The organism is Aquibium sp. ELW1220 (genome assembly GCF_030398385.1).
Classification (GTDB): domain Bacteria; phylum Pseudomonadota; class Alphaproteobacteria; order Rhizobiales; family Rhizobiaceae; genus Aquibium.
Map to the genome: position 1 here is coordinate 92,423 of NZ_JAOAOQ010000012.1, position 23,171 is coordinate 115,593.

21 protein-coding genes and 2 pseudogenes are annotated in these 23,171 nt (G+C 68.3%); 15 read left to right on the forward strand and 8 right to left on the reverse strand.

The features are described from left to right. Positions 1-3 precede the first annotated feature (3 nt). Complete coding sequence (locus N1F91_RS13265) at positions 4-285, reverse strand: hypothetical protein (RefSeq protein ID WP_289992763.1); 282 nt, start codon at positions 283-285, stop codon at positions 4-6. Positions 286-288: 3 nt separating this feature from the next. Between N1F91_RS13265 and N1F91_RS13270 the strand changes: the two genes are divergently transcribed. Beyond that, complete coding sequence (locus N1F91_RS13270) at positions 289-885, forward strand: tyrosine-type recombinase/integrase (protein ID WP_289992764.1); 597 nt, start codon at positions 289-291, stop codon at positions 883-885. 81 nt (positions 886-966) lie between these two features. On the opposite strand, the pseudogene N1F91_RS13275 reads toward N1F91_RS13270, so the two are convergent. The 5 genes and pseudogenes from N1F91_RS13275 to N1F91_RS13295 all read right to left on the reverse strand — a co-directional run. Continuing rightward, positions 967-1,161: pseudogene (locus N1F91_RS13275) on the reverse strand (transposase zinc-binding domain-containing protein); the annotation flags it as partial. Between the two features lie 3 nt (positions 1,162-1,164). Continuing rightward, positions 1,165-2,073 (reverse strand): annotated as a pseudogene (locus tag N1F91_RS13280) (tyrosine-type recombinase/integrase). A 230-nt stretch (positions 2,074-2,303) separates the two neighbouring features. Continuing rightward, complete coding sequence (locus N1F91_RS13285) at positions 2,304-3,851, reverse strand: AMP-binding protein (protein WP_289992766.1); 1,548 nt, start codon at positions 3,849-3,851, stop codon at positions 2,304-2,306. A gap of 44 nt (positions 3,852-3,895) precedes the next feature. Further along, complete coding sequence (locus tag N1F91_RS13290) at positions 3,896-4,603, reverse strand: TetR/AcrR family transcriptional regulator (RefSeq protein ID WP_289992768.1); 708 nt, start codon at positions 4,601-4,603, stop codon at positions 3,896-3,898. After that, positions 4,600-5,415 carry an enoyl-CoA hydratase/isomerase family protein gene (locus N1F91_RS13295; protein ID WP_289992769.1) on the reverse strand — a complete coding sequence of 272 codons (816 nt, stop codon included), beginning with the start codon at positions 5,413-5,415 and terminating at the stop codon, positions 4,600-4,602. Before N1F91_RS13295 ends, N1F91_RS13290 begins: the two co-directional genes overlap by 4 nt. 261 nt (positions 5,416-5,676) lie before the next feature. Between N1F91_RS13295 and N1F91_RS13300 the strand changes: the two genes are divergently transcribed. The 9 genes from N1F91_RS13300 to N1F91_RS13340 all read left to right on the forward strand — a co-directional run bounded on the left by N1F91_RS13300 (position 5,677) and on the right by N1F91_RS13340 (position 16,109). Then, entirely contained in the window at positions 5,677-6,465 is a 789-nt protein-coding gene (locus tag N1F91_RS13300; protein WP_289992771.1) for an ABC transporter ATP-binding protein, read from the forward strand. Then, entirely contained in the window at positions 6,462-7,238 is a 777-nt protein-coding gene (locus N1F91_RS13305; protein ID WP_289992773.1) for an ABC transporter ATP-binding protein, read from the forward strand. Before N1F91_RS13300 ends, N1F91_RS13305 begins: the two co-directional genes overlap by 4 nt. Then, entirely contained in the window at positions 7,235-9,079 is a 1,845-nt protein-coding gene (locus tag N1F91_RS13310) for an AMP-binding protein (RefSeq protein WP_289992774.1), read from the forward strand. The genes N1F91_RS13305 and N1F91_RS13310 overlap by 4 nt, the downstream gene beginning before the upstream one ends. Further along, a complete protein-coding gene (locus N1F91_RS13315) occupies positions 9,079-9,951 on the forward strand; it encodes a branched-chain amino acid ABC transporter permease (RefSeq protein WP_289992776.1) in 873 nt (290 codons plus the stop codon). Before N1F91_RS13310 ends, N1F91_RS13315 begins: the two co-directional genes overlap by 1 nt. After that, the gene (locus N1F91_RS13320; RefSeq protein WP_289992777.1) at positions 9,951-10,997 is read left to right on the forward strand and encodes a branched-chain amino acid ABC transporter permease; all 1,047 of its coding nucleotides are present in this window, start codon (positions 9,951-9,953) and stop codon (positions 10,995-10,997) included. The genes N1F91_RS13315 and N1F91_RS13320 overlap by 1 nt, the downstream gene beginning before the upstream one ends. Before the next feature lie 41 nt (positions 10,998-11,038). After that, positions 11,039-12,208 (forward strand): ABC transporter substrate-binding protein, encoded by a 1,170-nt coding sequence (locus N1F91_RS13325; protein WP_289992778.1) that lies wholly within the window; start codon positions 11,039-11,041, stop codon positions 12,206-12,208. Positions 12,209-12,265: 57 nt separating this feature from the next. After that, positions 12,266-13,201 carry a nitronate monooxygenase family protein gene (locus N1F91_RS13330; RefSeq protein ID WP_289992779.1) on the forward strand — a complete coding sequence of 312 codons (936 nt, stop codon included), beginning with the start codon at positions 12,266-12,268 and terminating at the stop codon, positions 13,199-13,201. A gap of 120 nt (positions 13,202-13,321) precedes the next feature. Further along, positions 13,322-14,095 (forward strand): cyclase family protein, encoded by a 774-nt coding sequence (locus tag N1F91_RS13335; protein WP_289992780.1) that lies wholly within the window; start codon positions 13,322-13,324, stop codon positions 14,093-14,095. A gap of 67 nt (positions 14,096-14,162) precedes the next feature. Next, positions 14,163-16,109, forward strand: a complete 1,947-nt coding sequence (locus tag N1F91_RS13340; RefSeq protein ID WP_289992781.1) for a TRAP transporter large permease subunit — start codon at positions 14,163-14,165, stop codon at positions 16,107-16,109. A 142-nt stretch (positions 16,110-16,251) separates the two neighbouring features. Here N1F91_RS13340 and N1F91_RS13345 read toward each other — a convergent pair whose 3' ends face one another. Together N1F91_RS13345 and N1F91_RS13350 are read right to left on the reverse strand one after the other, a co-directional pair. After that, a complete protein-coding gene (locus N1F91_RS13345) occupies positions 16,252-17,256 on the reverse strand; it encodes a TRAP transporter substrate-binding protein (protein WP_289992782.1) in 1,005 nt (334 codons plus the stop codon). A 132-nt stretch (positions 17,257-17,388) separates the two neighbouring features. Continuing rightward, on the reverse strand, positions 17,389-18,297 hold the full coding sequence (locus N1F91_RS13350; RefSeq protein ID WP_289992784.1) for a LysR family transcriptional regulator: 909 nt from the start codon (positions 18,295-18,297) through the stop codon (positions 17,389-17,391). Between the two features lie 105 nt (positions 18,298-18,402). Between N1F91_RS13350 and N1F91_RS13355 the strand changes: the two genes are divergently transcribed. The 5 genes from N1F91_RS13355 (at position 18,403) to N1F91_RS13375 (ending at position 23,091) form a co-directional block, all read left to right on the forward strand. Next, complete coding sequence (locus tag N1F91_RS13355; RefSeq protein ID WP_289992785.1) at positions 18,403-19,560, forward strand: prolyl oligopeptidase family serine peptidase; 1,158 nt, start codon at positions 18,403-18,405, stop codon at positions 19,558-19,560. A gap of 17 nt (positions 19,561-19,577) precedes the next feature. Then, entirely contained in the window at positions 19,578-20,519 is a 942-nt protein-coding gene (locus tag N1F91_RS13360; RefSeq protein WP_289992787.1) for a VOC family protein, read from the forward strand. Beyond that, positions 20,516-20,863: a Rieske 2Fe-2S domain-containing protein gene (locus N1F91_RS13365; RefSeq protein WP_354670542.1), complete on the forward strand. Its 348-nt coding sequence runs from the start codon at positions 20,516-20,518 to the stop codon at positions 20,861-20,863. Before N1F91_RS13360 ends, N1F91_RS13365 begins: the two co-directional genes overlap by 4 nt. Next, entirely contained in the window at positions 20,860-21,987 is a 1,128-nt protein-coding gene (locus N1F91_RS13370; protein WP_289992790.1) for an FAD-dependent oxidoreductase, read from the forward strand. The genes N1F91_RS13365 and N1F91_RS13370 overlap by 4 nt, the downstream gene beginning before the upstream one ends. Positions 21,988-22,113: 126 nt before the next feature. Continuing rightward, entirely contained in the window at positions 22,114-23,091 is a 978-nt protein-coding gene (locus tag N1F91_RS13375; protein ID WP_289992791.1) for a fumarylacetoacetate hydrolase family protein, read from the forward strand. Positions 23,092-23,171: the final 80 nt, after the last annotated feature.

Genomic DNA, 23,171 nt, shown 5'->3' on the forward strand with positions numbered 1-23,171 from the left:
CCGTCAGGCTTTACGCCCGCGATGCCGCAGGCCTGATGATGGAGCTTCGATCTGACCCGGCCGATCGATGCCGGGCTCGTCAGCACCTTCCTTGAGCATCTTGAGGACGAGCGCAAACACGCGGCCGTAACGCGCAACGTTCGCCTGGCGGCGATCAAGTCGTTCGTCCGCTTCCTCGAGTACCGGCAGCCGGCGGCGCTCGAGCAAATCCGCTGTGTACTGGCGATCCCGTTCAAGAAAACTGACACGCGCCTTGTGCCCTACCTTCTGCGCGAAGAGCTCCAAGCCGTGCTCGACGCTCCCGATCCGACGACACGCGATGGCATCCTTTATCGCGCAATGCTGCACGTGGCCGTCTGCGCAGGGCTGCGCGTCTCCGAGCTGACGGGCCTCAAGGTCGATGACATCGACCTGCCTTCGATGAGCATCCGCGTGCTCGGCAAGGGACGCCGGGAGCGGACGCTTCCATTGTGGAAGCCAGCGGCCGCTGCGCTGCGTGCCTGGCTGGCCATCCGCAAACAGGTCGCGACACCCGAGGTATTTGTCAACGCCCGTGGTGAGCCGCTGAGCCGATGGGGCTTTGCCTATCTGCTCAGACAGCACGCCGCGACTGCGGCTCGCAAGCAGCCCGGTCTCGCCAAGAAACGCATCTCGCCCCACGTGCTCAGGCACACCTGCGCGATGGTCGTTCTGCAAGCGACGGGGGACATCCGGAAAGTGTCGCTGTGGCTGGGCCACGCTACGCTGACGACCACGGAGGCCCATACGCGCGGCGATCTAACCGAGAAGCTCGATGCGATGGAGGCGATCCTGCCGCCCCACCTGTGCCGCGGCGTCTTCCAGCCCACCGATCGGCTGATCGAACTCCTCAGGCGTACCTCGTAATGGAGAGCAGGATTGGCGGTGATTGGTGCCGGAGCGCGATCAAATTGCCGCCAGCTCCCCATTACCGGCTTTGCCCATAAGGCAAGAGTTGTAGGCGATGCGCCACTGGCCGCAGTCCTCGCAGGCCTCGACGTGACCGCCGAGGGCCGCGGCACGACAATGCTCGATCGCCGACATGACCTTGAGCTGGGCGAGGCTTAAGCGCCCTGCATGGGCGGCTCGGTAGGCAAGCCCTGCGGCTCGGAAGATGTCGGCGACCTCGATCGAGGCGCGCACGGCTCAGCCGTCGGGCGAGATCTCTGCCGGTCTGAACAGGCCGAGCTCGTCGAGCGGGCTCGTGACCGTGCGCACCGTCCGTGTCGCGACCTTGGCGTAGAGGGCGGTGTTGTTGAGCTTGGCATGCCCAAGCAGCACCTGGATGATCCGGATGTCGGTGCCGTCCTCCAGCAGGTGGGTCGCGAAGCTATGGCGTAGAGTGTGCGGCCCGACCCGCTTGGCGATCTCGGCGGCCCGGGCCGCCTCGACGACGATGCGATAGAGCTGCCGTGTGCTGATCGGCTTCATCGCGTGCTGTCCGGGGAACAGTCAGCCGTCGCGGTGCATCACGCCCTGCTGCCGTCCGACCTTCCACCACTCACGCAGGAGAGCGAGCAGATCCTCGGAAAGCATGGCGTTGCGACAGCGCCCGCCCTTGCCGCGTTCGACGCGCAGCAGCATGCGCTCGCTGTCGACGTCGGCAACCTTCAGCATCGACACCTCGGCGACGCGCAGGCCAGCCCCATAGGCGACAGAGTGCGCGGCCTGGTGCTTGAGGCACGTGGTGGCATTGAGCAGGCGGGCAACCTCGTCGCGACTGAGCACCACGGGCAGATTACGCCGATGCGCCAGCTGGACGAGCCTGCGCGCCAGGTCCGGGCGGTCGAGCGTGTGGGTGAAGAAGAAGCGCAGCGCCGACACGATGCTGTTCATGGTCGGCACGGGCACGCCGTCCGCCTGCTGCTCGATCTGGAACCGGCGCTGGTCATCGGCGGTCGCCGTGTCCGGTGAACGCCCGAGGAATGCCGCCAGGCGTCCGATGTCGCGGAGGTAGTTGCGTTGCGTCTCGCGTGAGAAGCGCCGCATGTTCATGTCGTCGATCAACCGCTGGCGCAGCGGGCTGATGCGCGTGTCGAGATGTGGGTGCTGCATGGTCAGGCTCCTTGTTGAAGAAGCCCATCATGCTCTGCCGCTATCGGGCGACGCTCAATGGATGCGCAACGTCCGGCCTGTGCCCTCTACCTCAACCCAAGGCGCATTCCCGCGCAGCGGGTTCGTTCTCCGGCCCCGATCCCGCCTCTCGCGATGCGCCGACCAAACGTCTGGTCATGGGCGACGACCTTAGCTTCCCCGCCGCCCACAACCGCTTCCCCCGCCCCCCCTCACCCCCTCCTCAACCTCTCCTCCATCTCATGCCGCAAAATCTTCCCCGTCGTGCTCCGCGGAAAATCCTCGAACGGAATGAATCGCACGGCCTTGGGGCGTTTGTAGGCGGCGAGTTGGGTGCGGCAGAGGGTTTCTATTTCGGGAGCGGTGAGGGTTTCGTCGTTGCGGGCGATGAAGGCGACGGGGACTTCGCCCCAGCGGTCGTCGCGCTGGCGCACGACGATCGCGTCGCGGATGCGCGGGTCGGACAGGAGCACGCGCTCGATCTCGGCCGGATAGATGTTCTCGCCGCCGGACTTGATCATGTATTTGGCGCGGTCGACGAAATCGTAGGTGCCGTCGGGGTTGCGGCGGAAGAGATCGCCCATGCGGAACCAGCCGCCGGCGAAATCGCGGGCATTGGTCTCGGCGGCGTTCCAGTAGCCGCTGAAGACGGTGGGGCCGCGTACCGCCGCCTCGCCGGGCGCGCCGTCGGGCACCTCGTTGCCGTCGGCGTCGAGGAGGCGTAGGTCGCAGAGCGCGCTGCGGCGCTTGGAGAGGCTTTCCGGGATCGTGCCCGGCGGGATCAGGTGGGAGGAGGCCGGCGGCAGGCCGGTCTCGGTCGAGCCGAAACTGTTGAGATAGGGGGCGCCGGTCAGCCGCGAGAGCTCGGCGATCTGGTGCCTGGGCACGAGGTCGGCCATGGCGCCGACCGCGCGGATGCTCTTCGGGCGGCGCCCGCTGCGCTGCAGCAGGTCGATGACGGGTTCGATCGAGCCCGGCATCAAAAGCATCCAGCCGATTTCGTGCCGCTCCATGGCGTCGACGATGGCCTCGGCGTCGAAACCGTCGACGACGATCACCGTCGCGCCCGACATCAGCGCGCCGAGCACCTGGTCGGTCGAGCCCATGTGGAACATCGGCGCCCAGGCGACGAAGCCGTCGCGCTCGGAGGCGTGCATGTCGACGCGCAGCACCATGTTGCGGGCGATCTCGGCACGGTGGCTGATCAGCGCGCCCTTGGGCATGCCGGTGGTGCCGCTGGTGTAGAGGATGACGAGGCCGTCCTCGGGTTCGATCTCGGGCAGCCGGTCGAGAGGGCGGGCCTCGAGGAGGGGCTCGTAGTCGCGCTCGAGGACGAAGTGCTGCCGCGTGCCCGTGTCGAGGGCGGCGAGCGTCGCTTCGAACCGCTGCGAGACGACGATCAGCGACGGGTCGACGAGGTCGATGCAGTGCTGCAGCTCGCCAGGCGCCAGGCGCCAGTTCTGGCAGGCGACGATGGCGCCCAGCGCTGCGCAGGCAAGCTCGATCTCGGCATATTCGAGACGGTTCTCCGACAGGAGCGCCAGCCGGTCGCCGCGGCACAGGCCAAGACCGTGCAGCGCGCCGGCGAGGGCCGCGACGCGGCGGTCGAGCTCGCGGTAGCTCACCTTGCGAGCGCCCGCCTCGATGGCGATCGCATCCGGATCGCGCCGCGCACAGGCGCGAAAAAGGCCGTGGACGGTGAGGCGGCCGGAAGCCACGACGTCCTGGCGCCAGGACGGTGTCGTGGTTGGTGACTGCATCAGATCCTCCCTGCCGATCCGCCCCGCGCACGGTCCGGCGCCTGCTACGGCGCTGCCGGACCGGTCATCCGCTCCAGCCTCGCCACCGCCCGTTCCAGCCGTTCGGCGAGGTCGGGCGCCGGCGGCGTGTCGGGCCTGCGCCGTTCGAGGCCGCTGAGCACGAGGTCGGCGATCATGTCGGCGGTGGCGTCGGGGTCGAAGTCGCCTTCGCCGCGGAGATAGGCGAAGGTGCGGTGCTCGGTGCAGCCGTAGATCATGTCGCGGATCAGCCGCAGCGGCACGTCCTCGCGCAGCTCGCCCGCCGCCATGCCTTCCTTGATGATGTCGAGCGTGCGACGCGTGTATTCGCGGTTGAGCTCGTGCACGGCGGTGTGGCTGTAGTCGCGGCCGGTGCGCAGGTGCTGGAACATCAGGTTGCAGAGCGCCGGCTCGTCGTGGATCGTCGACAGATGGCGCCAGATCATGAAGCGCAGCCGGTTGCGCGTGCCGCGGATGCCGGAAAGCTGCAGGTCGTAGTCGGCGAGCATGCCCTCGTACCAGTCCTCGATCACCTTGACGAGCAGGTCGCGCTTGTTCTCGAAGTAGCGGTAGATGCTGCCTTCGACCACGTTGGCGCGTTCGGCGATGTCGGAGAGGGGGGCGTCCTCGTAGCCCTTTTCGCGAAAGACGGCGCGGGCGGCCGACATGATCTCGGCGACGCGCTGCTCGCGGGAGAGACGGAAGACCTGCCGGCGGGGGGTGCCGCTGTTCATCGAGCCTCCAATCGGAAGGACGGGGCCCGTTTTTCGGTGAAGGCGGTCATGCCCTCCCGCCATTCGGGTCCGGCTGCTGCAACCGCGACGGCGTCGAGCGCGATCCTGTCGGCTTCCTCCGCCGTCGCGGTTTCGCAGCGGTACAGCGCGCGTTTCGTCTCCGCAACGGAAATCGGGCTGCAGAGCAGGAAGCGCCGGGCGAAGGCGAGCGCCGCTTCCGTAAGCTCGGCCTGCGGATGCACGGCCGCGACGAGGCCGATGCCGAGTGCTGCGTCCGCCGTCCAGGGCTCGCCGGGTAGGGCGAATTCCAGCGCCTTCGCGCGGCCGACGAGCCGCGAGAGGAGCTGGACGCCGCCCCCGCCGGGGACGGCGCCGAGGCGGGTCTCGGTCAGCCCGATCCGCGCCTCGCCCGACATCAGCCGGAAATCGCAGGCGAGCGCCAGTTCGCAGCCGCCGCCGAGCGCGTGGCCGCCGATCGCGGCCACCGTGACGAAGGGGCCGTTGCGCAGCCGCGCGAAGACCGCAAGGATGCGCTGCACGTAGTCGCGGATACCGCGCGGGTCGGCGTAGAGCGGCGAGGCGGGGTCGGTGAAGTAGCGGATATGGGCGCCGCCGCAGAAGGTGCGGCCGGAGCCGGTGACGATCAGGGCGCGCGCGCCCGCCGCCTCGACCTCGCCCAGCAGGGCCTCGAGCGCGGCCAGCAACTCGGTCGTGAGGGTGTTGTGCGTCTCGCCGCGGGCGAGCGTGATGCGGGCGATGCCGCCTGCCGGCCAGTCGATCGTCGCGGGCGGGTTCATCTCGGTCGAGGTCATTCTCAGCTCCGCGGGAAGCCATCGGATTCCGGGTTGACAAACCGATGGCTTCACCCGTTAATGAACACAATTCATCATCTTGCAGCAATAGGCAAGAGGTGGAATGAAAGCGCGATCGAGCGTCCTGGGAGGGGCAATGTCGGACAAGTCAATCGTTTCCAGCGGTCGCCCATCCTGCGGTGTCGATGATCGCCTGAGCGCCCGTCAGCCATTTCCGTCGGTTTAGATAAACAGAATTCATTACGAGGCGGCGGCAGGGCGATGCTCGCTTTGAACAACATCCAGATTCTCTACGACCGCGCCATCGAAGCGGTGCGCGACGTGTCGCTCGAGGTGCCGCAGGGCGCCATCGTGGCGCTGCTCGGCTCGAACGGGGCGGGCAAGTCGACGATCCTGAAGGCGATCTCGGGCGTGCTCTACCAGGAGGACGGCGAGATCATGAGCGGCTCGATCCTGCTCGAGGGCGAGCGGATCTCGGGGGCCGCACCGCGCGACATCGTCCGCAGGGGCCTGCTGCAGGTGCCGGAGGGCAGGGCGCTGTTTTCCACGCTGACGGTGGAGGAGAACCTCGTCATGGGCGGCTTCACGCGCAGCCGTTCCGAGACCGCGGCTGGGCTGGAGACGGTCTACGGCCTGTTCCCGCGCATCAAGGAGCGGCGGACGCAGATTTCGGGCTATCTGTCGGGCGGCGAGCAGCAGATGGTGGCCGTCGGCCGCGCGCTGATGGGCCGGCCGCGGCTCCTGATGCTGGACGAGCCCTCGCTCGGGCTCGCGCCGCAGATCGTCGAGACGATCTTCGAGGCGATCGTCAAGCTCAATGCCGAGAGCGCCATGACGGTGCTGCTGGTGGAGCAGAACGCGCAGCTGGCGCTGCAGACGGCCTCCTACGGCTACATCATCGAGAACGGCCGCATCGTGCTCGACGGGCCGGCCGAGACGCTGCGCTCGAACCAAGACGTGCAGGAGTTCTACCTCGGCTTCTCCGGCGGCGAGCGCAGGAGCATGCGCGACGTCAAGCACTACAAGCGTCGCAAGAGGTGGCTGTCGTGACCGCCTTCCTCGAACTCCATGGCGTCGTCAAGCGCTTCGGGGGGCTGGTGGCGGTGAACGACGTCAGCCTCTCCGTCGAGCAGGGCCAGATCTACAGCCTGATCGGCCCGAACGGTGCGGGCAAGACGACGCTGTTCAACCTGATCAGCGCCGTCTTCCGGCCGACGGAGGGCCGCATCCTGTTTCAGGGGCAGGACCTGACGCGGCTTCCCACCCATGCGCTGGCGCGGCTCGGCATCGCGCGGACGTTCCAGAACCTCGCGGTCTTCAAGCACGAGACCGTGGTGAACAATCTGCTGGTAGGGATGCATTCGCACCTGCGCTCCGGTCCCGTCGCGGCCGCCCTGTTCTGGGGCCGCACGCGGCGCGAGGAGATCGCGGCGCGCGAGCGCGTCGAGGAGATCATCGACTTCCTGGAGATCGAGGACATCCGCGACCACCCGGTCGGGACCCTGTCCTACGGCCAGCAGAAGCGGGTCGAGCTCGGCCGGGCGCTGGCGATCTCGCCGAAGCTGCTGCTGATCGACGAGATGGTGTCGGGCATGAACCAGGAGGAGCGGGAGGACATCGCCCGCTTCATCCTCGACCTGAAGGACGAACTGGGGATGACGGTGTTCATGGTGGAGCACGACATGGGCATCGTCATGGACATCTCCGACCACGTCTGCGTCATGAATTACGGGCGCAAGATCGCCGAGGGGACGCCTGCCGAGGTGGCGGCGAACCAGGCCGTGATCGACGCCTATCTCGGCAGCAGCCGGAGCGCGGCATGAGCGGCGCGATCGATCCGGGCGCCATGACGATGCCGCAGGTGCTGAAGCGGCACGCCGCCACGCAAGGCGCGGCGCTGGCGCTGCGCGAGAAGCAGAAGGGGCTGTGGCGGCGCACCAGCTGGCGCGACTATTTCGAGACCGCGCGGCTTGCCGCCATCGGCTTCTGCGCGCTGGGCTTCCGGCCCGGCGACCGGGTGGCGGTCGCGGGCGACGACAGCCCGGAATGGCTGTTTTCCGACCTCGGCGCGCAGATGGCCGGCGGCGCCTGCCTCGGCATCTATCCGACCAATCCCTGGCCGGAGCTGCAGTATATCGTGCGCCATTCGCGGTCGCGGATCGTCGTCTGCGGCGACCAGGAGCAGACCGACAAGGTGCTGGAGGCGCGGCGCCAGGACGGCGGGCTGCCCGACCTGGAGCACATCGTCTGCGTCGACATGAAGGGCATGCGGCAGTACCGCGAGCCGGGGCTGATCTCGTTCGACGACCTGGTGGCGCTCGGACGCGAGCGGGAGGCCGAGCTCGGCCCGATCGTCGATGCACGGATCGACGGCGGCAGTCCCGACGACGTCGCCATCGTGGTCTACACGTCCGGCACCACGGGCATGCCCAAGGGCGCGATGCTCAGCCACCGCAACATGCTCTATTCGGCGGCCGAGGTGGCGCGCATCCACGGGCTGACGCGCGAGAGCTATTCGGTGCTGTGCTACCTGCCGCTCTGCCACGTGGCCGAGCGCAGCTTCTCGACGGTGCTGCAGCTGGTGACGGGCTGCACGGTCTCCTTCGCCGAGTCGGTCGACACGGTGGTGGTCAACCTGCGCGAGATCGCGCCGAGGGGCTTTCTCGGCGTGCCGCGCATCTGGGAGAAGATGCAGCAGAGCGTCGCCTACCGCGTCAAGGACACGACGCCGTTGCAGCGCCGGGTCTACGAGGCCTGCATGGCGCGCGGGCGGCCGATCGCCGAGCGGCGGCTGGCCAATGGCGGGGCCTTCGCCAGCCTGTCCGACCGGCTGAGCTTCGCGCTGCTGTCGCTCGTCTGCTTCCGCAGCCTGCGCAACTTCCTCGGCCTGAACCGGGTTCGCGCCGGCTTCTGCGGCGGGGCGACGGTCTCGCCCGAGGTGCTCCTGTTCTTCTGGATCCTCGGCGTGCCGGTCTACCAGATCTACGGCATGACGGAGAGCGCGGGCGTCTCGCACAGCCAGCGGCGCGGCGCCACGACGCTCGGGCGCTCGGGACCGCTGATCGACGGGCTCGACCAGACGACGGCGCCGGACGGCGAACTGCTGCTGCGCGGCCCGAGCGTCTTCAAGGGCTATCTCTTCGACGACGAGGCGACGAAGCGCGCCTTTTCCGACGGCTGGCTGCACACCGGCGACATCGTCGAGGTGGAGGCGAGCGGCGAGGCGCATGTGCTCGACCGCAAGAAGGACATCCTGATCACGTCGGGCGGCAAGAACATCACGCCCTCGCTGATCGAGAACGCGCTGAAGGACTCTCCCTACATCCGCGAGGCGATCCTGCTCGGCGACGGCCGAAACTTCCTCGCCGCGCTGATCCAGATCGACCTCGAGACGACGGGCAAATGGGCGCAGGAACAGAACATCCAGTACACCACGTACCGGACGCTGGCCCAGAACGAGAAGGTGGTGGAGCTGATCGGCGCCGAGGTGAAGCGCGTCAACGACCGCTTCGCCCGCGTCGAGAACGTCCGCAAGTTCCTGATCCTGGCCAAGGAGCTCGACCATGACGACGGCGAGCTGACCGCCACGATGAAGGTGCGCCGACGGATCATCGAGGAGAAGTTCAAGACCGAGATCCGGTCGATCTACGGGGATGCCGCCTGATGGATTTCCTGCTCCTCCTCCTCGCCAGCGGTCTGGTCTCGGGTGCAGCCTACGGGCTGATCGCCATGGGCTTCGCGCTGATCTTCAAGTCGACCGGCGTGGTGAACTTCGCCCAGGGCGAACTGGTGATGCTGACGGCCTACATCTCGTTCACGCTCTACTCGACCTTCGACCTGTCCTTCTTCCCGCTGATGCTGGTCACCATCCCCATCTCGATGGCGATCGGGCTTGCGCTCGAGCGGCTGTTCATCCGGCCGATGCTGGGCGAGCCTATCTTCGCCATCGTGATGGTGACGGTGGGCCTGGCGGTCGTGCTACGCGGCATCACCATCATGATCTGGGGGCCGGATCCGTTCAACTTCAACGCCGGCATCCCGACGGAGGTCGTCGAACTGGGCGGCGTGCCGTTCTATCCCGCGCAGCTCTACCTGATCGGCGCGCTGGCGGTGCTGACGGCGGCGGGCTGGGCCTTCCTGCGCTTCTCGCGCATGGGCATCGCCATGCGGGCCGTGGCGGCCAACGAGACGGCGGCGCTGCTCGTCGGCATCAGCGTCAGCCGCATCCACGCCATCGCCTGGATGCTGTCGGCGGCGATCGCCTCGATCGCAGGGGTGCTGTTCGCGGCCAATTTCAAGCTGGCGCCGGACCTCTGGTTCCAGGGGCTGCGGTCCTTCCCGGCCGTCATCCTGGGCGGCATGGATTCGGTCATCGGCTCGGCGGTGGCCGGCCTCGTCATCGGCGTGATCGAGAACCTCTTCCAGGGATATGTCGGGCAGGGGCTGCGCGAGATCTCCGGCTTCATCGTCATCGTCATCGTGCTGATGGTCCGCCCCTTCGGACTGTTCGGCTCCAGGGACATCGAGCGGGTCTGATGCGCACAGGTCACTTCAAGGAACGCACCGCCCAGCTCGTCGCGCTCAGCGACAGCAAGGTGGTGTGGTCGTTCGCCGGGCTCCTGCTCGCGCTCGTGCTCGCCGCGCCGTTCCTGATCGGCAACTACCAGGTCACGCTGCTCGTCTCGGCGATGATCGCGATCGTCGGCGCCGTCGGGCTCAACATGCTGACGGGCACGACCGGCCTGATCTCGCTCGGGCAAGCCGGATTTCTTGCCGTCGGGGCCTACACCAACGCGATCCTGATGATGGACCATGGCTGGCCGGTGTGGCTGTCGCTGCCGGCGGCGGGCGTTGTGTCGGCGCTCGTCAGCCTTCTGGTCGGCGTGCCGTCGCTCAGGCTCAAGGGGCTCTACCTCGCCATCACCACGCTCGCCTTCGCCTTCATCATCAACCATGTGATCCTCTATGCGGAATGGCTGACGCACGGGCCGAACGGCATCTTCGTGTCGGGCGCCAAGGTGATGGGCGTCGACCTGCAGCGCGGCAAGGCGCTCTACTACCTGACCTTCGGCATCACGGTCCTGGTGGTGTTCGCGGCGCTCAACATCCAGCGGTCGCGGGTCGGCCGGGCCTGGATGGCGATCCGCGACCACGACATCGCGGCGCGCGTGATGGGCGTCGACCTCCTGCGCTACAAGCTCTACGCCTTCATGGTCAGCTCCTTCATCGTCGGCATCGCGGGCGCGCTGATCTCGCTGCAGATCCGCTTCGTCAACATCGACGTCTTCGCGCTGATCCTGTCGATCGAGGCGCTGGCGATCATCATCCTGGGCGGGCTCGGTTCGATCGCGGGCGCCATCCTCGGCGCGATCTTCCTGTCGCTGCTGCCGGAAGCGATCCGGCTCTTCTTCGACGCCTTCGCCGACACGAATTCGAGCTTCTACACGACCTACGTCTACGAGATCCGCGGCATCACCTACGGCATCGTCATCATCGCCTTCCTGCGGCTGAAGCCGGAGGGGCTGATCGGGCTGTGGCGCGACGTCAGGAAATACTGGAGCAACTGGCCGCTCGCCTACTAGCCGCGGAAACGGCGGGCGAGCAAAACAACGTGGAGGAAACAATGAAGAACGGACTGCTCGCGCTCAGCGCATTCCTGCTTGCCTCGACCGCCGCCTATGCCGCCGATCCCGGCGTCTCGGACACCGAGATCAAGATCGGCGACGTCAACATCATGACCGGACCCGCGTCCTTCATAGGCCGCGCCGTCTCGGTCGGATCGAAGATCGCGGCCGCCGAGATCAACGAGGCCGGCGGCGTCAACGGCCGCAAGATCACCATCATCACCGAGGACGACGGCTATGTGCCGGCGCGTTCGTTCCAGGCACTGACCAAGCTCATCGAGGTCGACGAGATCTTCGCCCTCAACGGCACCTCGGGCACGGCCAACGTGCTCGCCATGATGCCGCTGATCGAGGAGAACAACCTGCCGACCGTGGTGACGACGGCGCCGAACGAACTCGTCTACAATCCGGTGCGTCCCTCGGTCTTCACCGTCGGCGCCAGCTACTCGGACGCCTTCTACGCGCAGCTGAAATACATCCACGAGAACAGCGAGCCCGCGAACGCGGTCTACGGGCTGATCCGGCAGGACGACGATTTCGGCGGCGCCGTGGAGGCCGGCTACGACCGCGCCGTCAAGGAGTTCGGGGTCAAGGACGGGCTGCGCATCCGCTTCAAGAAGGGCACCGCCAATTTTGCCGCCGAGGTGGCGCAGATGAAGCAGGCGGGCGTCAACGTGCTGGCCAATGGCGGCATCATCGCCGGCGCGGCCAACATCCTCGGCGAAGCGCGCAAGCTGTCGATGGACCTGCAGGTCGCCTCGGTGTGGAGCGAGGACATGCCGCCCTCGGTCAATCTCTCGGCGCCGGCCGGCTACGACTACCTCGTCGCCGACTACGTGGCGCTGAGCGGCCCGGCGATCGACGCCTTCCTCGAGAAGGCCAAGAAATATGCCAGCGACGAGGAAGTGGGCGCGATCAACCGCTACACCTACGTCACCTATGTCGGCCTGAAGGCGCTGGCCGAGGCGATGGGCCAGTGCGGCCAGGAGCTTACCCGCGCCTGCACGGTGGAGAAGCTGCGCGGCCTGAAGGACTTCGACACCCAGGGCATCAGCGCGCCGCTGAGCTTCGACAATCCCGAGCAGCTCTCGGGCAAGGCGGTCGCGGTCTACCAGCTGAATGCGGCCGAGAAGACCTTCAAGGCACTGACCGACTTCGCCGATTATTGAGACAGCCGCGCGGACCCGCCGCTCGGCGGCGGGTCCGCCCTTTCCATCGGAGACCTCATGGCCATTCCCGCCGCGTGGCGCGGGCGCCTGCGCCTGCCGGTGCTGTCTGCGCCGATGTTCCTGATCTCCGGCCCCGACCTCGTGGTCGGCGCCTGCAATGCGGGCGTGGTGGGGTGCTTCCCGGCGCTCAACCAGCGCAGCAGCGAGGGCTATGGCGACTGGCTCGACGAGATTCTGGCGCGGCTTGCCGCGGACGCTGCCCCCTTCGGCGTCAATCTCGTGGTCCACCGCAGCAATCCGCGGCTCGAGGCCGATCTCGCCATCACCGTCGAGAAGAAGGTGCCGCTGGTGATCACCTCGCTCGGGCTCAGCCGCGACCTGATCGAGGCGGTGCATGGCTATGGCGGGCTGGTCTTCCACGACGTGACCAACCTGAAGTTTGCCGAGAAGGCAGCCGCTGCCGGGGTCGACGGGCTGATCGCGGTCGCGTCGGGTGCCGGCGGTCACGGCGGATCGCTCAATCCCTTCGCCGCCGTGCATGAGATCCGCCGGATCTTCGACGGGACACTGCTGGTCGCCGGCGGGATTTCGACGGGCCGGCACGTCGCCGCCGCGACCATGATGGGCGCGGACATGGCCTATATGGGGACGCGCTTCATGGCGACGGCCGAGAGCCTGGCGGTTCCGCGCCAGCGCGCGATGCTGCTCGAGGCCAGGGCGGCGGACATCGTGCTGACGCCGGCGGTCAGCGGCATCCCCGGCAATTTCCTGCGGGCGAGCCTCGCGGCGGCCGGGCGCGATCCGGACGACCTGACGCCGCCCGACAAGCTGAACTTCGGGACCACCGATGCCAGGGCCTGGCGCGACCTCTGGGCGGCGGGCCAGGGCGTCGGCGCGATCGACGACATGCCGCCGGTGGCCGCGCTCGTCGAGACGCTGCACCGCGACTATGTCGCCGCTTTCGCGAGCGCGGAGGTCTCCCGGTTCCGCTGACCCCCCGGCAAACCGGCGCTCCAGGTATTCACGAGCCGGCGCCGAGGTATTTCGACTATTCATTCGACTGATGCTTCACCGGGCGGCTAGTGTGCGGCCCGCAGTGGAGGAGCATGCGGGATGGCCAGGACAATCATCGACCTCGCGGTCGCGCTGACGGCGGGTATCAGGTCCGATCCGCCGGGACTGGGTCCCGAGATCGACTACATGGGCCATGCCGAGGGCGGGCGCGAATTCGAGGCGATGTTCGGCGTTCCGGCCGGCGCGCTGCGCGACGGCGCGGGCGCGGCCGCCGAGCGGTGCCGCATCACCACGCACAACGGCACGCACATGGATGCGTCCTGGCACTATCACCCGACCATGGATGGCGGGAAGCCGGCGATGACGATCGACCAGGTGCCGCTCGAATGGTGCTTCGGGCGCGGCGTCAAGCTCGATTTCCGCCATCTGCCGAACGGGCATACGGTGACGGCGGCCGAGGTCGAGGCGGAACTGGCGCGGATCGGCCACAGGCTTGCGCCGGGCGACATCGTGCTCGTCAACACGGCGGCCGGCGCCCGCTACGGGCAGGACGACTATGTCGGCACCGGCTGCGGCATGGGCCGCGAGGCGACGCTCTTCCTCACGGGGCAGGGTGTGCGGGTGTGCGGCACGGACGCCTGGAGCTGGGATCCGCCGCTGGCCTACCAGGCCGCCCGCGCGCGGCAGACCGGCGACTGGTCGGTGTTCTGGGAAGGGCACAAGGCGGGCGCCGACAGCGTCTACTGCCACATGGAAAAGCTCGCGAACCTGCACCTGCTGCCGTCGACCGGCTTCGAGGTGATCGCGCTGCCGGTCAAGGTCGAGCGCGCATCGGCCGGCTGGTGCCGGCCCGTCGCCCTGATCGACACGTGATGTGCGCAGACGGAGCGGCCGGCGCGCCCCAACGCGTGTCGACGGACAACCATCCGGGGCGCAGACGATGACGGAGACCTTGCCTGCCGCGCGCATGCGGCCGGCCGGCAGCGGCCTCTCGCGCTGGACCCTCGCCGGCACCGGCATGATCTCGCTGGCGGCCGTCGCGGGCATCCTGGCGGGTGCTCTGGTGATCTGCATCGACGTTCTGGGGCGCTGGTTGTTCGGCACCTCGGTGGTGGCGCTGAACGAGATCATGTCGGCGGTCTTCGCGGTGGCCATTGCGGCGACGCTGCCGGCCGGCGCGGCGCGGCGCGTCAACCTCAGCATCGACCTTCTCGGGCACATGACCGGGCCGCGCCTGACGGCCTGGCTCAAGGTGGCCGGATCGATCCTGCTGCTCGCCTTCTTCGCGCTGCTGGCCTGGCGGGTCTTCGGACTGGCCCTTCGCTACCATGCGCAGGGACGGGCGAGCTCGATCCTGCGGTGGCCGCTGGCGCCGACCTATTTCGCCGTCTCCGTCTCGATGGGCCTGGCGGGGCTGGTGCAACTGGTCAACGCGGTGGACGACGTGCGCGAAGCGATCGCGGTCCGGCCCGGCTGGCGATCGAGCCCGGTGGTGCTCGCACTGGTCGGAACGCTGACGGTCTTCGCCGCAGCGACCGGTCTGTGGATCGTCGTCGACTTCGACGGCTTTTCGGGCGCGGTGACGGGCCATCCCGCCGTCGCGGTGATCCTGGCCTTCCTGCTGCTCTGGGTGGGCGTCCTGGCGCAGCTGCCGCTCGCGACGGTCACGGCGATGATCGGCCTCGTCGGCACGCTCGCCTATGTGGGCGGGCCGGCGGCGGCAAACACGTTTGCCTCCGACGCGCTCGACTTCCTGCGCAACGAGCAGGTGGCGACCCTGCCGATGTTCCTGATCATGGGCGCCTTCGCAGTGGTGGCCGGCGTTTCCGACGACCTCTTCCGCGTGGCGAATGCCGTCCTCGGCCGCTTCCGGGGTGGGCTCGCCTATGCGACGGTTGCGGGCTGCGCCGGCTTCGGCGCCGTCTCGGGCAATTCGATCGCGACTTCGGCGACCTTCGGGCGCATGGCGCTGCCGCAGATGAAGCAGCGCGGCTATGCGCCGACGCTGTCGAGCGCCACCGTGGCGGCCGGCGGGACGCTGGGCGCGCTGGTGCCGCCGTCGGGCGTGATCATCCTCTTCGCGCTCCTGACGGAGCAGTCGATCGGCGCGCTGTTCATGGCGGCGATGGTGCCGGCGCTGCTCGCGGTCCTGCTCTATTTCGCCGCCATCTTCGTGGTGCTGCGGCTCGATCCGGCATCGGCGCCTGCGGCCGAACCGTCATCGGCGGGCGATCTGCCGGCCGCGCTGCGCGGTTCGCTGCCGGTCGCGGTCCTGTTCACCGTGGTGATCGGGGGTCTCTATGGCGGGGTGTTCACCGCGACCGAGAGTGCGGCGGTGGGCGCTGTCGGCGCGTTCCTGCTGGCGCTGGCGCGCCGGCGGCTGAACCGGACGAGCATGCTTGCCGTGTTCTCCGAGATCACGGCCTCGACGGCGATGATCTACGGCCTGATCTTCGGCGCGCTCGCCTTCTCCTTCTTCGTCAATCTCGGCCAGACTCCGACGATGGCGGCTGAATGGATCGCCTCGTTCGACGCGCGGCCGGTCGTCATCCTCGCGGCGCTCATCGTGTTCTACCTGCTGCTCGGCTCGGTCATGGACAGCTTCGCGGTGATGGTGATCACCGTGCCCGTGGTGACGCCGCTCGTGCTCGGCCTCGGCTACGACATGCTGTTCTGGGGCGTGCTGATGCTCGTCGTGGTCGAGACCGGCATGATCACGCCGCCCTTCGGCATGAACCTCTTCGTCATCAAGAGCCTGCAGCCGGATGTGCCGCTGTCGGTGGTGATGCGCGGCGTGCTCCCGTTCGTGCTGGCCGATCTCCTGAAGATCGTGCTGCTGGTCGCCTTCCCCGCGCTGTCGCTCTGGCTGCCCTCGACGATGAACTGACCGGCGGCCCTTGCCTTCGACCTTCGGCACAGCAACCGCCTGCGGCGAGAGCCGCGCGGTCTTCCTCCCGAAAGAAGAACGGCCGGCGAGCCCGAGAGCTGCCGGCCGTTTCCCGTCCGGTCGGACGAAGGGAAGGCGGGGATCAGGGCTTCGCGGCGGCGAGTTCCTCGCGGAAAGCGGCGATCAGCTCGACGCCGCCGGGGACGCGCTCGGCGAAACCGGCCTCGATGCGGCTGCCCAGCCGCGCCACGAGTTCGGCCACCTCCTCGGGCGAGCCGACCGTGAAGGTGTGGCTGCCGTGGGCGGCCACGAAGCCGCGGGCTTCGGCTTCCCAGCCGTCGACCGTGGCGCCCGCGGTGCGCGACGCCTCGCAGCCCGAATGCTTCGTCAGAACCGCGCGCGCCTCGTCCGATAGCGCGTCCCAGCGGTCCTTCGCCATGAAGACCAGACCGAGCGCCCCGCCGAGCGGCAGGTCGAGATGGTTCGTCGTCACCTCGTTGAGGCGGAAGCCGGGGAAGGCGGTGTAGTTCATGATGGTGCCGTCGGCTGTGCCGCGCTGCAGCGCCTGGTACTGCTCCGTGATGGTGATCGACAGCGGCGTGCCGCCATAGGCCTGGATGATGGCGGCCGAGATCGGGCTGCCGGAGATGATCTTCTTGCCGGCGATCTGGTCCATGGCGGTGAGTTCGGCGCCGTTCAGGTGGGCGGCCGACTGCGGAAACTGGACGAAGAGCAGCGGCACGATGGCGCCCGTCTCGTCGGCGAAGGCGCCCTTCTCGTGCATGCGGCAGAGCGCCAGCGATCCCTGCTGCGAATTCTCGACCATCAGCGGCAGGGTGGAGACCAGCATGCGCGGAAACCGGCCCGGATCGAAGACGGTCATGCCCCAGACCACCTGGACGACGTCGTCCATGACGCGGTCGTAGTAGTTCTCGTGGTTGACCATCGTCGGGCCGTGCCGCATCTCGATGGCGACGGCGCCGCCGCCTTCGGCGTTGACCGCGTCGGCCCAGGGCTTCAGCACCTTGGTGACGATCGGATGCTGCTCGGCGTTCGAGGTGCCGAAGAGCAGCGTTTCGGCGAATGCGGCCGTGCAGGCCGTCAGCGATGCGCCGCACAGCAGCGCCGCGATCAGGTGGCGTCTCATGGTTTTCCTCCCGTTTCAGAATGCCGGCCGATCCTCGATCGGCCCGCTGGCGGGAAAACTACCGGGCGACGATGCGTTTGGAAATTTGATTGGTTGAATGCCAGTTATTGATCCTGGTGATGGATGAACCCATCAATCCGGCGCCGCCGCGATGCTGGCGTGGAGTTCGATCCGCAGCCATTCGAGCGCCGGGTCCTGGCCGCGGATCGAGTGCCACTGGACGCACTGCTCCAGCGCCGGGAGGGCGAGCGGCGGATCGACGACGGCAAGGCCGCCGAGCTTCGCCATGCGGCGGGCGAGCCGTCCCTGCACCAGCGCGATGCGCCGGGTGGACCGCACGAGATCCGGCAGCGAGGCGAAGGAGAAGCTCGTCACCGCGACCTGGACGGTGAGGCCGGCCTCGCGCAGCACCCGCGCGGCATAGCTCTCTCCGGCATTCGGCGGCAGCATGACGACGTGCTCGGCATCGAGGAAGGCCGCCATCGTCAGCTTGCCCCGCGCGGCGGGGTGGTCGGCGTCGAGGACGCAGACCATCGGGTCGATCAGCAGCCGTTCGGAAGGGTGGTCGGGGGAGCAGTAGATTCCCGGCGCGATCAGGAGATCGGTGTCGCCGCGTTCGAGCTGCTGCTGCGGCAGGCTCTGCTGCGGCTTGACGTCGAAGCGCATGAACGGAGCCTTGCGCGCCACCGCCGCAAGAAAGGGCGGCACGACCGTGTGCAGGCTGTAGTCCGACACCATCAGGCCGATGCGGCGGCTGGAGGTCGCTGGTTCGAAACCCGGAGGCGTCGCCACCGCCGCGTCGATGCGCACGAGGATGTCGCGCACCGGCTGCTCGAGGGCGATGGCGCGCGGCGTCAGTTCCATGCGGCGGCCGACCTGGACGAGCAGCGGATCGTCGAAGTGCTGGCGCAGCCGGTTCAGCGCGTTCGACATGGCGGACTGGGTGATCGACAGTTCCTCGGCCGCGCGGCTGACGCTGCGCAGACGGATCAGCTTGTCGAGCGCGGCGAGCAGGTTGAGATCGAGGTTCTTGAAGCGCACGGTCGACCCTCCAGTTTCGTGAATACCTCGCATTGAAACTTACAATTTCATCAATGCCAAGGGGGTGGCTAATGTCCCGCCACTGGCCGCGACAGGAGGAGCCGCGTGTTTCGTTACTTCCCCACGAACTACGTCTGGGACCTCTCCGTGAACCTGTCGATCGAGATGGGCGCGCGGATGGGCGAGATCGCGGAGATGTGCGCGCCGCTGGCGGAGGCCGCCAAGGCGCCCGACGCGGAGGGAACCCGCGCCTTCCGCGAAAGCTGGGAGCGCATGGCCGACAGGTTGTGCGGGCTGGCGCAGGACGACCTCGTGCGCGGCCGCACCCTGTCGGCCTCGGGCAAGCTGATGCGGGCGGCGAACTACATGATCATCGCCGAGCGGATGCAGGCGCACGGGGCGGAAGGGCGGCTTTCGCTCTACCGGCGGCATCTCGCGACGTTCTACCAGGCGCTCGCCATGGGCGCGACCGGCGCGCATCGCGTCGAGATTCCCTATGCCGGGAAGCACCTGGCGGGCATCTTCGTGCCGGCGCAGTGCGCGAGCGGCCCGCAACCGCTTCTCGTCCAGGTCAACGGCTTCGACAGCACCAAGGAAATGCGCCTGATGGCGCAGCTGCCCGGCTTCCTGTCCAGGCGCGGCATCGCCTCGCTGGTGCTCGACCAGCCGGGAACCGGCGAGGCGCTGCGGCTGCAGGACATCGTGGCGCGCCACGACGCCGAGCACTGGGCGACGCCGGTCTACGAGTGGCTCGCCGCACGGCCGGACGTGGACGCCGCGCGGATCGGCATGGAAGGCGTCAGCCTCGGCGGCTACTACGCGCCGCGCGCGGTGGCCTTCGAACCGCGCTATGCCTGCGGCGTGAGCTGGGGCGCCAACCACGACTGGCGCGACGTGCAGAAGCGGCGCCTCGAGCGCGAGGGTGATTTCCCGGTGCCGCACTACTGGGCGCATGCCTGCTGGGTGTTCGGCGCAGCCGACGTCGACGACTTCATGAAGAAGGCCGAGCACATGCATCTCGACGGCGTGCTCGACCGCATCCGGGTGCCCTTCCTCGTCACCCACGGCAAGCACGACACCCAGATCCCGCTGAAATGGGCGCACCGAACCTACGAACAGCTGGTCAACAGCCCGCGCCGCGAACTGGTGATCCTCGACGAGCGCACCGGCGGCGTGATGCATTCCAGCGTCGACAATTCGGGGGCCGCCCTCGATTGCATTTCCGATTTCGTCGCCGAGTGCCTCGGCGGCCGCACGTCCTGAACCACGGAGACAGATCCATGCAGATCATCGGACCGGATTCCCTCGTCTTCGGCGTGGACGACGTGCCCGCCTGCCACGAGTTCCTCACCGCCTACGGGCTCGACGCCCATGACTACACGCCGGAGAAGGGCGGGCACTTCCTGTCGCTCGACGGAACCGGGCTGGAGATCCGCCGCCGCGACGACCCCTCGCTGCCGCCGGCGCTGAAGACCGGCAACATGCTGCGGATGCAGGTGCTGGGCGTGGTCGACGAGGCGGCTCTCGAGGCCGTGGCGGCGGAGCTCGGCAAGGACCGCCAGGTGCTGCGCCTTGCGGACGGATCGCTGCGGACGCAGGACGACCAGGGCTTCGAGCTGTCGTTCCGCGTGACGACGCGCAGGCAGCTCGACCTGCCGGCGGAGAAGGTCAACGCGCCGGGCGACTTCGGCCGCAAGCCCAACCAGATCGGGGTCTGGCAGGAGATGCCGACGAAGCCGCGCACGCTCAGCCATGTCGTGCTGTTCGTGCCCGACATCGAGCCGGCGCTGGCCTTCTATCGCGACAGGCTCGGCTTCCGCGTCACCGACACGTTCATCGGCACCGGGCCATTCCTGCGCCCGCAGGCCAATCCGGACCACCACACGCACTTCTTCATCCGCACGCCGCCCTACATGCAGGGCTGCGAGCATCTGGCCTTCCACATGGGCGGCCCGACCGAACTGATGCTGGCCGGCGGCAAGATGATCAAGGCGGGCTTCGAGAGCTTCTGGGGGCCTGGCCGCCACAAGTTCGGCTCGAACTGGTTCTGGTATTTCAAGAGCCCGCTCGGCTGCAACGTCGAGTTCGACGCCGACATGGACACGCATGACGACGACTGGGTTCCGCGCGAGACGCCGATGGGGGCGGAGGCGGCGCAGGCGTTCCTGTTCCAGCATCGCGACAAATGGGCGCCGAGCGGCGGGCCCAAGCCGGGCCATTGACGCGGCTCTGCCATCTCGACGACCTGCCGGAGGGCGGCGCGCGGGGCTTCGAGGTGCCGGGTCTGGCCTGCAAGGTCATCGTCGTGCGCCGCGGAGGGCGCGTCCATGGCTGGCGCGACTTCTGCCCGCACTACAGAGGCGGGACGCCGATGGCCTGGAAGCGCGACGCCTATCTCAACGGCGCCGGCGACCACATAGCGTGCCATGCTCACGGAGCCTGGTTCGACATCGAGACGGGGGCCTGCGTGCAGGGACCGTGCCTCGGCAAGCGGCTGATCCGCGTGCCGCTGATCGTTGACGAGGCCGGCGCGGTGCGCCTGAGGCCGGGGGAGGAGAGAAGATGAATGCAAAGGTGCGACGGGCGCTGGTGATCGGCGGCGGATTTTCGGGCATGGCGGCCGCCATCCAGCTGAAGCGGGCGGGGGTGGACGTTGACCTGGTGGAGATCGACCCGGGCTGGCGCAGCTACGGCGCGGGCATCAGCCTCAATGGCGGGACGTTCCGGGTGTTCCGGACGCTCGGCATCCTCGACGGGTTCCGGGCCGAGGGAGCGATGAGCGATGGCGTCGAGATCCGTGGCCCGCAGGACCAGATTCTCGCGAGCCTGCCAACACCTTCGGTGGTCGAGGGCATGCCCGGGAACGGCGGTACGATGCGGCCGCTGCTGGCGCGTCTGCTGGCCGAAAAAGTCAGGGCCGAAGGCGTCAACGTCCGGCTCGGAGCAAGCTTCACCGGGATCGAGGACAGCGCGGACGCCTGTCGGGTCGGCTTCACCGACGGAACGACCGCCGACTACGACCTGGTCGTCGGCGCCGACGGACTCTACTCCGCCGTCCGTCGCACGCTCTGGCCGGAGGCTCCGAAGCCGCGCTATGTCGGCCAGGCGGTGTGGCGGGCTGTGATCCCGCGGCCGGCAAGCCTCCCCACCACCGCGATGTGGATGGGGCCGAAGCTGAAGGCCGGCATCAACCACGTCTCGGCGGCGCAGTCCTATCTCTTCCTGACCGAGGACCGGCCGACCAACGACCATGTGCCCGTGGAGACGCAGCTGGCGACGCTGAAGGCGCTGCTGGCGCGGTTCCCGTCGCCGACCCTGAAGACGGTCGCCGAGGGCCTCGGCGAACACAGCCAGATCGTCTACCGGCCGCTCGAACAGCTCCTTCTGCCTGCGCCCTGGCACAAGGGCCGGGTCGTGCTGATCGGCGATGCCGCGCATGCGACCACGCCGCACATGGCGGCGGGCGCGATGATCGGGCTCGAGGATGCCATCGTGCTCGCCGAGGAACTCGCGGGCGCAGACAACCTGCCAACGGCGCTCGCCGCGTTCCAGCAACGGCGTTGGGAACGCTGCCGGATGGTGGTCGAGAATTCCGGCCGCCTCGCCGAGATCGAGCAGGGCCACGGCACGCAGGAGGAGCACTCCAGGCTGATGGGCATGACGCTCGGCGCGCTGGCGCAGCCGATCTGATACCGACCGATCGCGAAGCCGCCCGCGCGGGTCCGGACTTGCCGTCCGCCGTGAGATCGGCATAGGGAACCGAACGACCGCCGATCGCGGCGCAGGACACGGGCGAAAGCCGGGGGAGAAACACGCATGAAACTCGCCACCTACAAGGATGGAAGCCGGGACGGCCAGCTCTGGATCGTCAGCCGCGACCTGAGCATGGCCACGCCCGCCCATGGCATCGCGCCGACCCTGCGGGCGGCCCTCGAGGCCTGGGACAGCACGGCACCCGCGCTGCGCTCGCTGGCGGCCGATCTGGACGCCGGGCGTGTGGCCGGGGCGACGCCCTTCGATCCCGCACGCTGCATGGCGCCGCTGCCGCGCGCACCGGGCTGGCTCGACGGCTCGTCCTTCCTGCATCACGGCCGGCTGATGGAGAAGGCGTTCAACGCCCCGCCGATCCCCGATTTCGAGACCGTGCCGGTGGTCTACCAGGGCGGCAGCGACGACCTGCGCGGCCCGCGCGAGCCGATGCCCTTCGTCGCCGAGGAGCACCAGATCGACATGGAGGGCGAGTTCGGCTTGATCGTCGGCGACGTGCCGATGGGGACGACGCCGGAAAAGGCGCTGGATCACGTGCGCCTGCTCGTCCAGCTGAACGACTGGTCGCTGCGGAAGCTCGCGCCCTACGAGATGAGCCGCGGTTTCGGCTGGGTGCAGGCGAAGCCCTCGACCTCGTTTGCGCCGGTGGCGATCACGCCGGACGAACTGGGCGACGACTGGCGGGACGGCCGCATCCAGCTGCGGCTGCACGTCGCCATCAACGGCCGCGAGGTCGGACGGGCGCATGGCGGCGCGGCGGCTTTCTCGTTCGGCCGGCTGATCTCGCATTGCGCGGCGACGCGGCGGCTGTCGGCGGGGACCATCATCGGCACGGGGACGGTGTCGAACGACGATCCGGAGGCCGGCTCGTCCTGCCTGTCGGAGGTGCGCGTTCTGGAAATCCTGCGCGACGGGGCGCCGAAGACGCCTTTCCTCTCCTTCGGCGACCGGGTGCAGATGCAGGCGCGGGCCGATGACGGCAGCACGCCCTTCGGCGCGCTCGACCAGGAGGTCGTGCGGGCCTGACGCACGGCCGCTAAAGCGTGTCGCGATCTTTCAGATTCGCTCCGCACGCTTCAGGTCTCTGTTCGCGCATATATCCCGAA

Bases quoted from the DNA above. Each gene is read 5' to 3' on its own strand.
- N1F91_RS13310 (WP_289992774.1), top strand. From the start codon at position 7,235: ATGAGCGGCGCGATCGATCCGGGCGCCATGACGATGCCGCAGGTGCTG.
- N1F91_RS13330 (WP_289992779.1), top strand. From the start codon at position 12,266: ATGGCCATTCCCGCCGCGTGGCGCGGGCGCCTGCGCCTGCCGGTGCTG.
- N1F91_RS13315 (WP_289992776.1), top strand. From the start codon at position 9,079: ATGGATTTCCTGCTCCTCCTCCTCGCCAGCGGTCTGGTCTCGGGTGCA.
- N1F91_RS13345 (WP_289992782.1), bottom strand. From the start codon at position 17,256: ATGAGACGCCACCTGATCGCGGCGCTGCTGTGCGGCGCATCGCTGACG.
- N1F91_RS13325 (WP_289992778.1), top strand. From the start codon at position 11,039: ATGAAGAACGGACTGCTCGCGCTCAGCGCATTCCTGCTTGCCTCGACC.
- N1F91_RS13290 (WP_289992768.1), bottom strand. From the start codon at position 4,603: ATGAACAGCGGCACCCCCCGCCGGCAGGTCTTCCGTCTCTCCCGCGAG.
- N1F91_RS13335 (WP_289992780.1), top strand. From the start codon at position 13,322: ATGGCCAGGACAATCATCGACCTCGCGGTCGCGCTGACGGCGGGTATC.
- N1F91_RS13295 (WP_289992769.1), bottom strand. From the start codon at position 5,415: ATGACCTCGACCGAGATGAACCCGCCCGCGACGATCGACTGGCCGGCA.
- N1F91_RS13375 (WP_289992791.1), top strand. From the start codon at position 22,114: ATGAAACTCGCCACCTACAAGGATGGAAGCCGGGACGGCCAGCTCTGG.
- N1F91_RS13320 (WP_289992777.1), top strand. From the start codon at position 9,951: ATGCGCACAGGTCACTTCAAGGAACGCACCGCCCAGCTCGTCGCGCTC.
- N1F91_RS13360 (WP_289992787.1), top strand. From the start codon at position 19,578: ATGCAGATCATCGGACCGGATTCCCTCGTCTTCGGCGTGGACGACGTG.
- N1F91_RS13300 (WP_289992771.1), top strand. From the start codon at position 5,677: ATGCTCGCTTTGAACAACATCCAGATTCTCTACGACCGCGCCATCGAA.
- N1F91_RS13340 (WP_289992781.1), top strand. From the start codon at position 14,163: ATGACGGAGACCTTGCCTGCCGCGCGCATGCGGCCGGCCGGCAGCGGC.
- N1F91_RS13370 (WP_289992790.1), top strand. From the start codon at position 20,860: ATGAATGCAAAGGTGCGACGGGCGCTGGTGATCGGCGGCGGATTTTCG.
- N1F91_RS13285 (WP_289992766.1), bottom strand. From the start codon at position 3,851: ATGCAGTCACCAACCACGACACCGTCCTGGCGCCAGGACGTCGTGGCT.